Source organism: Tenacibaculum jejuense, from assembly GCF_900198195.1.
Lineage (GTDB): Bacteria > Bacteroidota > Bacteroidia > Flavobacteriales > Flavobacteriaceae > Polaribacter > Polaribacter jejuensis.
Map to the genome: position 1 here is coordinate 1,346,927 of NZ_LT899436.1, position 18,480 is coordinate 1,365,406.

Below are 18,480 nucleotides of genomic sequence, written 5' to 3' on the forward strand. Positions count from 1 at the left end.
AAAAAAAGTTAATGTATGTTAAAAAAAATATTATATTAGTAGTGTGATGACATAAAAATCACAATACAACAAACTAGCTCCCCTAAATAATTATATTAATTTGATGTCTATTTATTTGAAGTATTTAGTACTTCATTTAAAGTGTTTTAAAGCAAAATTTAATTTGTTAAATAAACTTTGATTAATTATATTAGTATAAAAATTTACAATACCTAACCCCCCGAATCTATGCAAAAAAATACCTTAGAAAAACAAATCTCAGTCGTCTTTTCACATATCAATAATTCATGTAAGTTTCTATTGTAGAAAAGATTCACTTTACCAAACAATTACTATAAAATTTATTGGCAAGCTATATGTAGCTCACTAGAGTTACATGTTATGGCTGTGGTATGATATAAAAATAAAACCCCACAATTGTTACACTTTGGCGAGCGGAAACAAAAGTAGGGCATGAATATAACAATCAATTAATAAACTGATCATTATGATTATTTATTTTAGTAAGGTAATACCTATATTATTTTGTAAACTGAAAGATTTCAAAATTAAGGTTTACAATAAAGCGAACAAAGTATTTTTTGATGAAAATTTCTACGGAGATAATAATCAATCCCAATTAAATGCTTTGTTTCATCAAAAAAAAAGATTTGAAAACAGAGAAAAAGATTTTCTCATTTTTTTATTGTTAGTGTTTAGTTTTGTTTTCAGTTATGCTGATGATAATACGATTAACTATAAAAAGAATCCTAACAAATCAAAGGTTAATAATACAAAGAAGGTATTTCACGGTGGGCATTATTATGTACATGAAAATAAAAAAGTATTTCTCAATAAGAAAAGAGATAATATTTTCACAAATCCACTTTCATTATTTGCCTTACCTACTATAGACTTAAACGGCTTTACAGCTGGTAATGATAATGATATTACTGTGCAACCAACTACAGGTAACGTATTTCCTGTTGTAAATGCACCTGTGGTTACATCCGATGCAGGAATCGTGAGTGCTACAATCAGTTTTACAGGTATACTCGATACACCAGATCAAGAATTATTAGCTATAAATAATAATGCACCAGGTTTCGATTTATATTTTTTCAATACACCTTACGATACATTTACCTATACAGTAGGAACTACTACAGTTTTAGTAACACAATTAACAGACACTACATTTTCTGTAACCAGACAGTTTGGAGGTGCAATCCCTAATGCAGATTTTGAAGATTTCTTAGAGTTACTTTTTTATGGAGACTTAGTTGATCCTTTTACAGAAGGTATAAGAACCATGTCTATCACTATAACAGATACTAATACAGATACAGCAAGTGCACAAACAACGATTAGAGCTTTTGATGATATAGTTGCTGTTAACGATACTAATTCTGTAGCAGCAAATAATACAGGAACAATTAGTGGTAATGTACTAACTAATGAAACCACTCCAAGGAATGGTACTTTAAGTGTAACAGAAGTTGATGTATATCCAGCTGCTGTTGGTAACAGTTATACAACATTATTTGGTTCTATAACTATAAATTCAGATGGTAGTTATACTTATGATGTAGATGAAACAAATCCAGCCGTTACAGGTTTAAGAAATGGAGAAAGTATAGATGATATTATTTCTTACACTGTAGAAAGGTCTGTTCCAGATAATGATTTAGATTATGCATATATAACCATAACTATTAATGGTGTAGATGAATTACCTAATGCTGTAGATAATACAGATTCAATGACAGCTTTTGTAGATCCTAATGCTACAGGAAACGTTATAACAGATCCAGGTCCAGGTGGAGCAGTTGATGCAATTGATAGAGGATTAAATACGCTAGTTTGGGAAAATGAATTTACAGATCAACCCGTTTTTTTAGATGTTTCAGGTCCTGTAAACGGGCAATCAAGAACAATAGGTACAGCTCCTAACGATGTTACATTGAATTTTACAACATCAGATCCAGATAATGTTGGTATTCCTGATAGAAATTTTGTAGTTTATCGAGGAAATCCAAATGGATTGAATGGTGGACATGAAGGATATTTTCGTTACTCAATAGATCCTAGTACAAGCCCAACAGCTGATGTATCACTTACGATCGATTTTACAAAACCTGTATTTAATTTAGGTTTCCTAGTTGTAGATATAGATTATTCACAAGGTACTACGTGGCAAGATCAAATTAATATTCAAGGTTCTTTGTCAGGTACTTCTGTTCCATTCAATTTTATAACAACTGGTGGAGTAGTAAATCCGAGTACAGGAACTTTTTATGGAACTGGAAATGCTGTTCCAGAAGATGCTACAGGAAATGTCAATATATTCTTCGATCAGCCAATAGATCAATTAGTTCTAAATTATAATTATGGACCAGATGCTACTGACTTTGATAAAGGTTTACAAATAGCAGGTGTATCTGATATATTTTGGCAAGGAGAAGCTTCAATTGAAGTAACTCAAGTAGATGGTAATGCTGGTAATTTGGGAGTTTCATATGCAGGAACATATGGAAGTATCGTAATGAATTCCGATGGTGGTTATACCTATACGTTAGATAATACAAATCCAGCAGTACAAAATCTTTTAACAGGACAAAGTCTTACAGAAGTATTTAATTATACACTGTTTGATGGTTTTAATACAGATGATGCTAATTTAACGATCACCATAAATGGATCAGGAACAGATTCTGATTTAGATGGAATTTCTGATCTAGCAGATTTAGATGATGATAATGATGGTATTTTAGATACAGAAGAATTTGACTGTCCTTCAGGAACTTTTGTTCCTTTAGGTCAAACATTTACTCAAGCTAGTACAGGAACAACGACAGGTGGTAATGCTTCAGGTACTGTTAATAATGTATACAGTGAAAATGGAGTCACCGGAACATTTAGTTTTGAAGTGTTAAATAATGCAGTTTGGAGCTCAGGAGTCAGAAGCCAAGGTCCAACAGCTGGTGTCGACGGGAATTATATCAATGTGCAACCACGAAACACAAATTTTCCAGCAGGAACTTCTTATCCTGCAGATGCAGCAACTATTGATGTAGCAGTTTATACTTTTACTTTCGATAATCCTATACATGTTTCAGAATTTAAATGGGGAGGAATAGACAATAGCGATAGAGTAGACTTTTCAGCTACTTTAGGTGGAGTAAATGTACCAATTGAAATTACAAATGTAAATATACCAGGAGCAAATTTTTCCCAACCAGATGGTCCACAGTCAGTATTGAGTACATCACCAGGAGCAAATGCACCAAATAATGTAGTATCAGTAAACTCTTTAGGAGCAGTAGACACATTTGTAATTGTAGCTGGTAAAAGAAATGGAGATTTATCAAATGTAACTATGCAATTCACAGAATTTAGTTATTGTTTTGCACGTGACACTGATATGGATGGAACTCCTGATTATTTAGATTTAGATAGTGATAATGACGGATGTAATGATGTTGTAGAATCCGGAGGTACAGATGATAATAATGATGGAAGATTAAACGGACATCCTACGGTAGATGCTGCCGGTACAGCTACATCAGGTCAAGTAACTAATGGAAGTACTGTTGGGGGATATGACGGAGCTAATGGAACAGAAATAGTTAGCGATAATTTTTCAGTATCAGTTACACCAACTTCAGGTGAAGCCTGCGAAGGTTCCGATATTGTATTTACAGCAACGGCAACAGGCACAAGAGTTACAGATTTTGGAGCATCAGGAGCTACAACAGACGATACTACGATTCCAATTCCGGCAGGAGATTATACTTATCGATGGTTTTTAGGAGCAAGTACTACTCCGTTAACAGATGGAGCACCATATTCAGGAACTAATACATCTATGCTAACAATTACAGCAACAAGTGCCTTAGCTGGAAATGCATATAGAGTTGAAGTAACAACTACAGGTAATTCGTGTCCTCAAGAAGATACAGGAACATTAACTACTGTAAATCCAAATCCAGTGGCTACAGTAAATGATCCAGAAGTATGTATGGGTACAACTTCATCTTCATTAACAGTTACAGCGACTACAGGAACACCAACAAATTATACAATAGATTATGACGCAGCAGCAGAAGCTGTAGGTTTTACAGATGTTAGTAGTGCCACAAGTTTATCTGGAGCAACTTTTGTTATTCCAGGAGGTGCAGCTGCAAATACATATAATGGGGTAATTACATATATAGATGCTAATGGTTGTAGTGGAACCGATGCTTTTACTATTGAAATTAACGAAAATCCAGTAGCTACAGTAAATGATCCAGAAGTATGTATGGGTACAACTTCATCTTCATTAACAGTTACAGCGACTACAGGAACACCAATAAATTATACAATAGATTATGATGCAGCAGCAGAAGGAGCAGGATTTACAGATGTTACAAGCGCATCAAGTTTAACAGGAGCGACTTTTGTAATTCCAGCAGCAGCGCCAGAAGCTATATATAATGGTATTATTACTTACATAGATGCAAACGGTTGTAGCGGTACAGATGCTTTTACAGTGACTGTGAATGCAAATCCAGTAGCAGTTGTTAATGATCCAGAAGTGTGTATGGGTAGAACTTCTGCAGAGTTGTTACTAAGTACTAGATCAGGTTTAGATCCAGTTACCTACACAATAGATTATGATGCAGCAGCAGAAGGAGCCGGATTTACAGATGTTACAAGCGCAACGAGTTTAACAGGAGCAACTTTTATAATTCCAGCAGCAGCGTCAACAGGTGCAGCTACATATAATGGTGTAATTTCTTTTACTGATGCTAATGGTTGTGAAGGAACTGATAGTTTTGTAATTACGATTAATGGAGACGATGCTGATTCAGATGGAATAAGTGACATATGTGATTTAGATGATGACAACGATGGAATATTAGATACAAATGAATCGTTTTGTAGAATCGTTAACTCTTCAAGAAAATTAATGGTACTTTATGATAATACAGGAGGTTTACAAACACCTACTACCGTAGATGGAGATTTCTTTACTCCAAATGCATTATCTAACCAGTTATTTGGATCTGGAGTTAATTACAGTAATGATGCAAATAATACAAGTGGAGGTTATGTAGATTTACAAGGTGTTGATCAAGCAGATTTAGCAGGTGCAAAAGCAGATAACGATTATGTAGAATATAATTTTATTACAGGAGATGAAGGATATAGAATAGTACAACTATTTTTCTTCGGAGAACCAGTAGGTATACCAGCTGTAGATTACAGAACAGGATATAGCTATCAAGTAGAAATTTCTGATGATAATTTTGCAACTAGTACAGTATTATTCGATGAAGCTACAGTTGCAGCTTCTACATTTAGAGTACCAGCTACAAATAATGTTGATTTACAGCCAATAACAAAATACACAATAAGAATTTTCTTATATAACAATCCACCAGCAAATGCAGGCTCTATAACTATTGATAATGTTGCATTTCAATCTGTTTTATGTGATCCTTTAGATACAGATATGGATGGGACTCCAGATTACTTAGATATAGATAGTGATAATGATGGATGTAATGATGTGGTAGAGTCTGGAGGAACAGATGATAACGATGATGGAAGATTAAATGGACATCCTACAGTAGGTGCTTTAGGAAGTCCAACATCAGGACAAGTAACTAACGGAAGTTCTGTTGGAGGTTATGATGGAGTTAACGGTACAGAAACAGCAAGTGATACTTTTTCAGTATCAGCCTCACCAACTTCAGGTGAAGCCTGCGAAGGTTCAGATATTGTTTTTACAGCAACAGCAACAGGTGTAAGGGTTACAGATTTTGGTACAACTGGTGCTACAACAGATGACACTACTGTGCCAATTCCAGCAGGAGATTATACTTACAGATGGTTTTTGGGTGCTAGCACAACTCCATTAACAGATGGAGCACCTTATTCAGGGACCAATACTTCTATGTTAACAGTAACAGCAACAAGTGCATTAGCAGGAAATATGTATAGAGTAGAGGTAACAACTACAGGAAATTCGTGCCCTGAAGTTGATACAGTAACATTAACTACTGTAAACCCAAATCCAGTAGCTACAGTAAATGATCCAGAAGTATGTATGGGGACAACTTCGTCTTCACTAACAGTTACAGCGACTACAGGAACACCAATAAATTATACAATAGATTATGATGCAGCAGCAGAGGCAGCGGGATTTGTAGATGTTAGTAGCGCCACAAGTTTATCAGGCGCAACTTATGTGATTCCAGGCGGAGCATCAGCGAATACATATAACGGAGTTATCACCTATATAGATTCAAATGGATGTAGTGGTACCGATGCATTTACAGTTACAATCAATGCAAATCCAGTAGCTACAGTAAATGATCCAGAAGTATGTATGGGTACAACTTCATCTTCATTAACAGTTATAGCGACTACAGGAACACCAATAAATTATACAATAGATTATGATGCAGCAGCAGAGGCAGCAGGATTTGTAGATGTTAGTAGTGCTACAAGTTTATCAGGCGCAACTTATGTGATTCCAGGCGGTGCATCAGCGAATACATATAACGGAGTTATTACATATATAGATTCAAATGGATGTAGTGGTACCGATGCATTTACAGTTACAATCAATGCAAATCCAGTAGCTACAGTAAATGATGCAGAGGTTTGTTCAGGAGATACATCATCAGCTTTAACAGTTACAGCGACTACAGGAACACCAATAAATTATACAATAGATTATGATGCAGCAGCAGAGGCAGCAGGATTTGTAGATGTTAGTAGCGCCACAAGTTTATCAGGGGCAACTTATGTGATTCCAGGCGGTGCATCAGCGAATACATATAACGGAGTTATTACATATATAGATTCAAATGGTTGTAGTGGTACAGATGCATTTACAGTTACAATCAATGCAAATCCAGTAGCTACAGTAAATGATCCAGAAGTATGTATGGGTACAACTTCATCTTCATTAACAGTTACCGCTACTAGTGGAAGTCCGGTTAATTATACAATAGATTATGATGCAGCAGCAGAGGCAGCGGGATTTGTGGATGTTAGTAGTGCCACAAGTTTAACAGGCGCAACTTATGTGATTCCAGGCGGAGCATCAGCGAATACATATAACGGAGTTATTACATATATAGATTCAAATGGTTGTAGTGGTACCGATGCATTTACAGTTACAATCAATGCAAATCCAGTAGCTACAGTAAATGATCCAGAAGTATGTATGGGTACAACTTCATCTTCATTAACAGTTACCGCTACTAGTGGAAGTCCGGTTAATTATACAATAGATTATGATGCAGCAGCAGAGGCAGCGGGATTTGTGGATGTTAGTAGTGCCACAAGTTTAACAGGCGCAACTTATGTGATTCCAGGCGGAGCATCAGCGAATACATATAACGGAGTTATTACATATATAGATTCAAATGGTTGTAGTGGTACCGATGCATTTACAGTTACAATCAATGCAAATCCAGTAGCTACAGTAAATGATCCAGAAGTATGTATGGGTACAACTTCATCTTCATTAACAGTTACCGCTACTAGTGGAAGTCCGGTTAATTATACAATAGATTATGATGCAGCAGCAGAGGCAGTGGGATTTGTAGATGTTAGTAGTGCCACAAGTTTATCAGGCGCAACTTATGTGATTCCAGGCGGAGCATCAGCGAATACATATAACGGAGTTATTACATATATAGATTCAAATGGTTGTAGTGGTACCGATGCATTTACAGTTACAATCAATGCAAATCCAGTAGCTACAGTAAATGATGCAGAGGTTTGTTCTGGAGACACATCATCAGCTTTAACAGTTACCGCTACTAGTGGAAGTCCGGTTAATTATACAATAGATTATGATGCAGCAGCAGAGGCAGCGGGATTTGTGGATGTTAGTAGTGCCACAAGTTTAACAGGGGCAACTTATGTGATTCCAGGCGGAGCATCAGCGAATACATATAACGGAGTTATCACCTATATAGATTCAAATGGTTGTAGTGGTACAGATGCATTTACAGTTACAATCAATGCAAATCCAGTAGCTACAGTAAATGATGCAGAGGTTTGTTCTGGAGACACATCATCAGCTTTAACAGTTACCGCTACTAGTGGAAGTCCGGTTAATTATACAATAGATTATGATGCAGCAGCAGAGGCAGTGGGATTTGTAGATGTTAGTAGTGCTACAAGTTTATCAGGCGCAACTTATGTGATTCCAGGCGGTGCAGCAGCGAATACATATAACGGAGTTATTACCTATATAGATTCAAATGGTTGTAGTGGTACAGATACATTTACAGTTACAATCAATGCAAATCCAGTAGCTACAGTAAATGATGCAGAGGTTTGTTCTGGAGACACATCATCAGCTTTAACAGTTACCGCTACCAGTGGAAGTCCAGTTGATTATACAATAGATTATGATGTAGCAGCAGAAGCAGCAGGATTTGTAGACGTTAGTAGTGCCACAAGTTTAACAGGCGCAACTTATGTGATTCCAGGCGGTGCATCAGTGAATACATATAACGGAGTTATCACATATATAGATTCAAATGGTTGTAGTGGTACAGATACATTTACAGTTACAATCAATGCAAATCCAGTAGCTACAGTAAATGATGTTACTGTTGTACCAGGTACAACTTCATCAGCTTTAACAGTTACCGCTACCAGTGGAAGTCCAGTTGATTATACAATAGATTATGATGCAGCAGCAGAAGCAGCAGGATTTGTAGACGTTAGTAGTGCCACAAGTTTAACAGGCGCAACTTATGTTATTCCAGGCGGTGCATCAGCAAATACATATAACGGAGTTATCACATATATAGATTCAAATGGTTGTAGTGGTACAGATACATTTACAATAACCATAGATCAACTACCAATAGCAAGTAATGATAGTGGAGTTTACACACCAGGAAGTCCAAGTATGGCACTAAATGTTACAAGTAATGATACTACAGGAGACACAGTTGATCCAAGCACGGTTGTATTTACCACTACAGGTTTACCAGCTGGTTCAAGTGTAAGTCTTGATGGTAAGACCTTAACAGTTCCAGGTGAAGGAACTTGGAATGTTGATGGAAGTGGTAATGTGATCTTCACACCAGATGGAAGTTTCACAGGTGATCCAACACCAGCAAGTTATACAGTTGAGGATGCAGAAGGTAATGTTTCAAATGAAGCTACAATCACATTAGATGCTGATCCAATAGCAAGTAATGATAGTGGAGTTTACACACCAGGAAGTCCAAGTATGGCATTAAATGTTACAAGTAATGATACTACAGGCGACACAGTTGATCCAAGTACAGTTGTATTTACCACTACAGGCTTACCAGCGGGTTCAAGTGTAAGCCCTGATGGCAAGACCTTAACAGTTCCAGGTGAAGGAACTTGGAATGTTGATGGAAGTGGTAATGTGATCTTTACACCAGACGGAAGTTTCACAGGCGATCCAACACCAGCAAGTTATACAGTTGAAGATACCGAGGGTAATGTTTCAAATGAAGCTACAATCACATTAGATGCCGATCCAATAGCAAGTAATGATAGTGGAGTTTACACACCAGGAAGTCCAAGTATGGCATTAAATGTTACAAGTAATGATACTACAGGCGACACAGTTGATCCAAGTACAGTTGTATTTACCACTACAGGCTTACCAGCGGGTTCAAGTGTAAGCCCTGATGGCAAGACCTTAACAGTTCCAGGTGAAGGAACTTGGAATGTTGATGGAAGTGGTAATGTGATCTTTACACCAGACGGAAGTTTCACAGGCGATCCAACACCAGCAAGTTATACAGTTGAAGATACCGAGGGTAATGTTTCAAATGAAGCTACAATCACATTAGATGCCGATCCAATAGCAAGCAATGATAGTGGAGTTTACACTCCAGGAAGTCCAAGTATGGCACTAAATGTTACGAGTAATGATACCACAGGAGACACAGTTGATCCAAGTACAGTTGTATTTACCACTACAGGTTTACCAGCTGGTTCAAGTGTAAGTCTTGATGGTAAGACCTTAACAGTTCCAGGTGAAGGAACTTGGAATGTTGATGGAAGTGGTAATGTGATCTTCACACCGGACGGAAGTTTCACAGGAGATCCAACACCAGCAAGTTATACAGTTGAAGATGCAGAAGGAAATGTTTCAAATGAAGCTACAATCACATTAGATGCCGATCCAATAGCGAGCAATGATAGCGGGGTTTACACTCCAGGAAGTCCAAGTATGGTATTAAATGTTACAAGTAATGATACTACAGGAGACACAGTTGATCCAAGCACGGTTGTATTTACCACTACAGGTTTACCAGCTGGTTCAAGTGTAAGCCCTGATGGCAAGACATTAACAGTTCCAGGTGAAGGAACTTGGAGTGTTGATGGAAGTGGTAATGTGATCTTTACACCAGATGGAAGTTTCACAGGAGATCCAACACCAGCGAGTTATACAGTTGAAGATGCCGAAGGTAATGTTTCAAATGAAGCTACAATCACATTAGATGCCGATCCAATCGCAAGCAATGATAGCGGGGTTTACACTCCAGGAAGTCCAAGTATGGCATTAAATGTTACAAGTAATGATACCACAGGCGACACAGTTGATCCAAGTACAGTTGTATTTACCACTACAGGTTTACCAGCAGGTTCAAGTGTAAGCCCTGATGGTAAGACCTTAACAGTTCCAGGTGAAGGAACTTGGAATGTTGATGGAAGCGGCAATGTGATCTTTACACCAGACGGAAGTTTCACAGGCGATCCAACACCAGCGAGTTATACAGTTGAAGATGCAGAAGGAAATGTTTCAAACGAAGCTACAATCACATTAGATGCCGATCCAATAGCAAGCAATGATAGTGGAGTTTACACTCCAGGAAGTCCAAGTATGGCATTAAATGTTACAAGTAATGATACTACAGGCGACACAGTTGATCCAAGTACAGTTGTATTTACCACTACAGGTTTACCAGCGGGTTCAAGTGTAAGTCCTGATGGCAAGACCTTAACAGTTCCAGGTGAAGGAACTTGGAATGTTGATGGAAGTGGTAATGTGATCTTCACACCGGACGGAAGTTTCACAGGAGATCCAACACCAGCGAGTTATACAGTTGAAGATGCAGAAGGAAATGTTTCAAACGAAGCTACAATCACATTAGATGCCGATCCAATAGCGAGCAATGATAGTGGAGTTTACACACCAGGAAGCCCAAGTATGGCATTAAATGTTACAAGTAATGATACTACAGGCGACACAGTTGATCCAAGTACAGTTGTATTTACCACTACAGGTTTACCAGCGGGTTCAAGTGTAAGTCCTGATGGCAAGACCTTAACAGTTCCAGGTGAAGGAACTTGGAATGTTGATGGAAGTGGTAATGTGATCTTCACACCAGATGGAAGTTTCACAGGTGATCCAACACCAGCAAGTTATACAGTTGAGGATGCAGAAGGTAATGTTTCAAATGAAGCTACAATCACATTAGATGCTGATCCAATAGCAAGTAATGATAGTGGAGTTTACACTCCAGGAAGTCCAAGTATGGCATTAAATGTTACAAGTAATGATACTACAGGCGACACAGTTGATCCAAGTACAGTTGTATTTACCACTACAGGCTTACCAGCGGGTTCAAGTGTAAGCCCTGATGGCAAGACCTTAACAGTTCCAGGTGAAGGAACTTGGAATGTTGATGGAAGTGGTAATGTGATCTTTACACCAGACGGAAGTTTCACAGGCGATCCAACACCAGCAAGTTATACAGTTGAAGATACCGAGGGTAATGTTTCAAATGAAGCTACAATCACATTAGATGCCGATCCAATAGCAAGCAATGATAGTGGAGTTTACACTCCAGGAAGTCCAAGTATGGCACTAAATGTTACGAGTAATGATACCACAGGAGACACAGTTGATCCAAGTACAGTTGTATTTACCACTACAGGTTTACCAGCGGGTTCAAGTGTAAGTCCTGATGGCAAGACCTTAACAGTTCCAGGTGAAGGAACTTGGAATGTTGATGGAAGTGGTAATGTGATCTTCACACCGGACGGAAGTTTCACAGGAGATCCAACACCAGCAAGTTATACAGTTGAAGATGCAGAAGGAAATGTTTCAAATGAAGCTACAATCACATTAGATGCCGATCCAATAGCGAGCAATGATAGTGGAGTTTACACACCAGGAAGCCCAAGTATGGTATTAAATGTTACAAGTAATGATACTACAGGAGACACAGTTGATCCAAGCACGGTTGTATTTACCACTACAGGTTTACCAGCTGGTTCAAGTGTAAGCCCTGATGGCAAGACATTAACAGTTCCAGGTGAAGGAACTTGGAGTGTTGATGGAAGTGGTAATGTGATCTTTACACCAGATGGAAGTTTCACAGGAGATCCAACACCAGCGAGTTATACAGTTGAAGATGCCGAAGGTAATGTTTCAAATGAAGCTACAATCACATTAGATGCCGATCCAATCGCAAGCAATGATAGCGGGGTTTACACTCCAGGAAGTCCAAGTATGGCATTAAATGTTACAAGTAATGATACCACAGGCGACACAGTTGATCCAAGTACAGTTGTATTTACCACTACAGGTTTACCAGCAGGTTCAAGTGTAAGCCCTGATGGTAAGACCTTAACAGTTCCAGGTGAAGGAACTTGGAATGTTGATGGAAGCGGCAATGTGATCTTTACACCAGACGGAAGTTTCACAGGCGATCCAACCCCAGCAAGTTATACAGTTGAAGATGCAGAAGGTAATGTTTCAAACGAAGCTACAATCACATTAGATGCTGATCCAATCGCCACAGATGATACAGGCGATTATACCCCAGGAAGTCCAAGTGATCCAATTGATGTTGCAGGAAATGATACCACAGGAGACACAGTTGACCCAAGCACCGTTAGTTTAGACACTACAGGTTTACCAGCCGGTTCAAGTTGTACAGCTACAGATGCAGAAGGTGATTGCATAGAAGTTACAGTTCCAGGTGAAGGAGTTTGGACTGTTGATCCAAGTACAGGAGAAGTTATATTTACACCAGAGACAGGTTATATGGGTGATCCAACACCAATTGCATACGATATTGAAGACGCTGAAGGTAATAGTGATTCAGGAACAATTACAGTAGTTGCAGATCCTTTACCAGTTGCTACCGATGATACAGGAGATTACACACCAGGAAGTCCAAGTGATCCAATTAATGTTGCAGGAAATGATACTAGTGGCGATACAGTTGATCCAAGTACAGTTAGTTTAGACACTATAGGTTTACCAGCCGGTTCAAGTTGTACAACTACAGATGCAGAAGGTGATTGTATAGAAGTTACAGTTCCAGGCGAAGGAGTTTGGAGTGTTGACCCAAGTACAGGAGAAGTCGTATTTACCCCAGATCCAGGCTTTATGGGTGATCCAACTTCAATTACATACGATATTGAAGATGCTGAAGGTAACAGTGATTCAGGAATAATTACAGTAGTTGCAGATCCTTTACCAGTTGCTACCGATGATACAGGAGATTACACACCAGGAAGTCCTAGTGATCCAATTAATGTTGCAGGAAATGATATAAGTGGAGATACAGTTGACCCAAGTACTGTTAGTTTAGACATTACAGGTTTACCAGCCGGTTCAAGTTGTACAGCTACCGATGCAGAAGGTGATTGTATAGAAGTAACAGTTCCAGGCGAAGGAGTTTGGAGTGTTGATCCAAGTACAGGCGAAGTCGTATTTACACCAGATCTAAGCTTTACAGGTGACCCAACACCAATTACATATGATATTGAAGATGCTGAAGGTAACAGTGATTCAGGAACAATTACAGTAGTTGCAGATCCATTACCAATAGCGACAAATGACACAGGAGTTTATACTCCGGGAACAACAAGTAACCCAATTAATGTTACAAATAATGACACAACAGGAGATACGGTTGATCCAAGCACAGTTGTATTTACGACAACAGGCTTACCAGCTGGTTCAAGTGTAAGTCCAGACGGTAAGACGTTAACAGTTCCAGGCGAAGGAGTTTGGACAGTTGATAGTAGTGGTAATGTAATCTTCACACCAGATGGAAGTTTCACAGGTACTCCAACAGTAGTCAGTTATACAGTTGAAGACGCAGAAGGTAATATTTCAAATGAAGCGACAATAACATTAAGTTCAGATCCATTACCAGTTGCTACCGATGACACAGGAGATTATACCCCAGGAAGTCCAAGTGATCCAATTGATGTTGCAGGAAATGATATAAGTGGAGATACAGTTGACCCAAGTACTGTTAGTTTAGACATTACAGGTTTACCAGCCGGTTCAAGTTGTACAGCTACCGATGCAGAAGGTGATTGTATAGAAGTAACAGTTCCAGGCGAAGGAGTTTGGAGTGTTGATCCAAGTACAGGCGAAGTCGTATTTACACCAGAGACAGGTTATATGGGTGATCCAACACCAATTACATACGATATTGAAGATGCTGAAGGTAACAGTGATTCAGGGACGATTACAGTAGTTGCAGATCCTTTACCAGTTGCTACCGATGACACAGGAGGTTATACACCAGGAAGTCCTAGTGATCCAATTAATGTTGCAGGAAATGATACTAGTGGCGATCCAGTTGATCCAAGCACCGTTAGTTTAGACACTACAGGTTTACCAGCCGGTTCAAGTTGTACGGCTACAGATGCAGAAGGTGATTGTATAGAAGTAACAGTTCCAGGCGAAGGAGTTTGGAGTGTTGACCCAAGTACAGGAGAAGTTGTATTTACACCAGATCTAAGCTTTATGGGTGATCCAACACCAATTACATATGATATTGAAGATGCTGAAGGTAACAGTGATTCAGGAACAATTACAGTAGTTGCAGATCCATTACCAATAGCGACAAATGACACAGGAGTTTATACTCCGGGAACAACAAGTAACCTAATTAATGTTACGAATAATGACACAACAGGAGATACGGTTGATCCAAGCACAGTTGTATTTACGACAACAGGCTTACCAGCTGGTTCAAGTGTAAGTCCAGACGGTAAGACGTTAACAGTTCCAGGCGAAGGAGTTTGGACAGTTGATAGTAGTGGTAATGTAATCTTCACACCAGATGGAAGTTTCACAGGTACTCCAACAGTAGTCAGTTATACAGTTGAAGACGCAGAAGGTAATATTTCAAATGAAGCGACAATAACATTAAGTTCAGATCCATTACCAGTTGCTACCGATGACACAGGAGATTATACCCCAGGAAGTCCAAGTGATCCAATTGATGTTGCAGGAAATGATATAAGTGGAGATACAGTTGACCCAAGTACTGTTAGTTTAGACATTACAGGTTTACCAGCCGGTTCAAGTTGTACAGCTACCGATGCAGAAGGTGATTGTATAGAAGTAACAGTTCCAGGCGAAGGAGTTTGGAGTGTTGATCCAAGTACAGGCGAAGTCGTATTTACACCAGAGACAGGTTATATGGGTGATCCAACACCAATTACATACGATATTGAAGATGCTGAAGGTAACAGTGATTCAGGGACGATTACAGTAGTTGCAGATCCTTTACCAGTTGCTACCGATGACACAGGAGATTACACACCAGGAAGTCCTAGTGATCCAATTAATGTTGCAGGAAATGATACTAGTGGCGATCCAGTTGATCCAAGCACCGTTAGTTTAGACACTACAGGTTTACCAGCCGGTTCAAGTTGTACGGCTACAGATGTAGAAGGTGATTGTATAGAAGTAACAGTTCCAGGCGAAGGAGTTTGGAGTGTTGACCCAAGTACAGGAGAAGTTGTATTTACACCAGATCTAAGTTTTACAGGTGACCCAACACCAATTACATATGATATTGAAGATGCTGAAGGTAACAGTGATTCAGGAACAATTACAGTAGTTGCAGATCCATTACCAATAGCGACAAATGACACAGGAGTTTATACTCCGGGAACAACAAGTAACCCAATTAATGTTACGAATAATGACACAACAGGAGATACGGTTGATCCAAGCACAGTTGTATTTACGACAACAGGCTTACCAGCTGGTTCAAGTGTAAGTCCAGACGGTAAGACGTTAACAGTTCCAGGCGAAGGAGTTTGGACAGTTGATAGTAGTGGTAATGTAATCTTCACACCAGATGGAAGTTTCACAGGTACTCCAACAGTAGTCAGTTATACAGTTGAAGACGCAGAAGGTAATATTTCAAATGAAGCGACAATAACATTAAGTTCAGATCCATTACCAGTTGCTACCGATGACACAGGAGATTATACCCCAGGAAGTCCAAGTGATCCAATTGATGTTGCAGGAAATGATATAAGTGGAGATACAGTTGACCCAAGTACTGTTAGTTTAGACATTACAGGTTTACCAGCCGGTTCAAGTTGTACAGCTACCGATGCAGAAGGTGATTGTATAGAAGTAACAGTTCCAGGCGAAGGAGTTTGGAGTGTTGATCCAAGTACAGGCGAAGTCGTATTTACACCAGAGACAGGTTATATGGGTGATCCAACACCAATTACATACGATATTGAAGATGCTGAAGGTAACAGTGATTCAGGGACGATTACAGTAGTTGCAGATCCTTTACCAGTTGCTACCGATGACACAGGAGATTACACACCAGGAAGTCCAAGTGATCCAATTAATGTTGCAGGAAATGATACTAGTGGCGATCCAGTTGATCCAAGCACCGTTAGTTTAGACACTACAGGTTTACCAGCCGGTTCAAGTTGTACGGCTACAGATGCAGAAGGTGATTGTATAGAAGTAACAGTTCCAGGCGAAGGAGTTTGGAGTGTTGACCCAAGTACAGGAGAAGTTGTATTTACACCAGATCCAGGCTTTATGGGTGATCCAACACCAATTACATACAATATTGAAGATGCTGAAGGTAACAGTGATTCAGCAACAATTACAATTATAAACTCTGATTTTATTTTAAATGATGATTCAGATGTTACCGAGTTTGATACACCAATCGAAGTGGATATTACAAATAATGATACTAATGTTCCTAGTACAGGCGATACGACTATTACTAGTGATCCTTCAAATGGTACTGTGACTATAGACGATGGAGGTACTCCAGATGACCCTAGTGATGATACAATTATTTATACTCCAAATCCAGGTTTTACTGGTACAGACACATTTGTATATCAGATTTGTGATGATGATGTTCCGCCAAATTGTAAAACAGCTACAGTTACTATAACGGTTAATGGTCCAGAGAATGATGTATTTAATTTAGTTTCTGATGATGGAAATAATACTAATGGAGTATTCTTTATAGCTGGTATAGAAAATTTCCCAAATAATACTGTAGAGATATTTAACAGATGGGGGAACACAGTATATAAAGCTAGTGGATATAATAACGAAACGGTTGCCTTTAGAGGAGTTTCAAATGGTAGGGTAACAATAAGTGTAGATTCTAAATTACCTGTAGGTACTTACTATTATGTAATTGATTATGGAGACGAAAATAAAAAGCCAAAAGCAGGATGGTTATATATAAATCGATAATTGAAATTATTATTAAAAATATGAATACGATAGTATATTTAAAAAGAGTATTACCTATTTTGGTTTTATTATCAGTTGATATAATTTTTAGTCAACAAGATCCTCAATATACTCAATATATGTATAATACAATGAGTGTAAATCCAGCCTATGCAGGATCTAATGGTCATACAGTAATCACCGCACTGGGTAGAACTCAGTGGGTTGGATTAGATGGAGCACCAGACTCTCAAACATTAAGTTATGATACCGTATTAGGTTACACTGGAGTTGGATTGGGAATAAATTTAACAAATGACCGAATCGGTCCTTCTAATGAAATTTATTTAGATGCTAATATATCGTACACGGTACGAACTAGCGATGATGGAAACTTAGCTTTTGGTTTAAAATTAGGAGGTAGACATCTTTCTATAGATTGGAGTAAAGGTACAGCATTACAACAAGAACGTATTTTTGAAGGTACAGTAAGTCGTTTTTTACCTACCATAGGAGCTGGTATTTATTACTACGAATCTAATTGGTACGTAGGAGTAGCCATACCAAACTTTCTAAGAACCGAACATTACGATGATACTATTGCGACTAGTACATCTGGTTTTGGAGATGTAGCAGAAGAACGTTTACACTTCTTCGGAATTTTAGGTTATGTTTTTGACTTAAGTGAAACACTTAAATTTAAGCCAGCTGCATTAGCTAAAGTGGTAAACGGAGCTCCAATATCAGTAGATCTATCTGCAAACTTCTTGTTCAATAATAAATTTGCTGCAGGTTTGGCTTGGAGATGGGATGACTCAATTAGTGCGCTACTAGGTTTTCAAGCAACAGAAAACTTTAATATAGGTTTCGCTTACGACTTAACAACTTCAAATTATAGTAATTATAATTCAGGTACTTATGAATTAATGCTACGATGGGATATTTTCAGACAGCGTATAATGAAATCACCTAGATTCTTTTAAACATGTTAA

The 18,480-nt window shown here is 38.5% G+C and carries 2 protein-coding genes; both read left to right on the plus strand.

From position 1 onward, the window contains the following. Positions 1–487: 487 nt before the first annotated feature. Positions 488–17,509: an Ig-like domain-containing protein gene (locus tag AQ1685_RS06230; protein ID WP_095070412.1), complete on the plus strand. Its 17,022-nt coding sequence runs from the start codon at positions 488–490 to the stop codon at positions 17,507–17,509. A gap of 20 nt (positions 17,510–17,529) precedes the next feature. Continuing rightward, the gene (locus tag AQ1685_RS06235; RefSeq protein WP_095075013.1) at positions 17,530–18,471 is read left to right on the plus strand and encodes a PorP/SprF family type IX secretion system membrane protein; all 942 of its coding nucleotides are present in this window, start codon (positions 17,530–17,532) and stop codon (positions 18,469–18,471) included. The last annotated feature ends 9 nt before the right edge of the window (positions 18,472–18,480 follow it).

Coding starts and splice junctions, on each gene's coding strand:
- AQ1685_RS06230 (WP_095070412.1), top strand. CDS start 488: ATGATTATTTATTTTAGTAAGGTAATACCTATATTATTTTGTAAACTG.
- AQ1685_RS06235 (WP_095075013.1), top strand. CDS start 17,530: ATGAATACGATAGTATATTTAAAAAGAGTATTACCTATTTTGGTTTTA.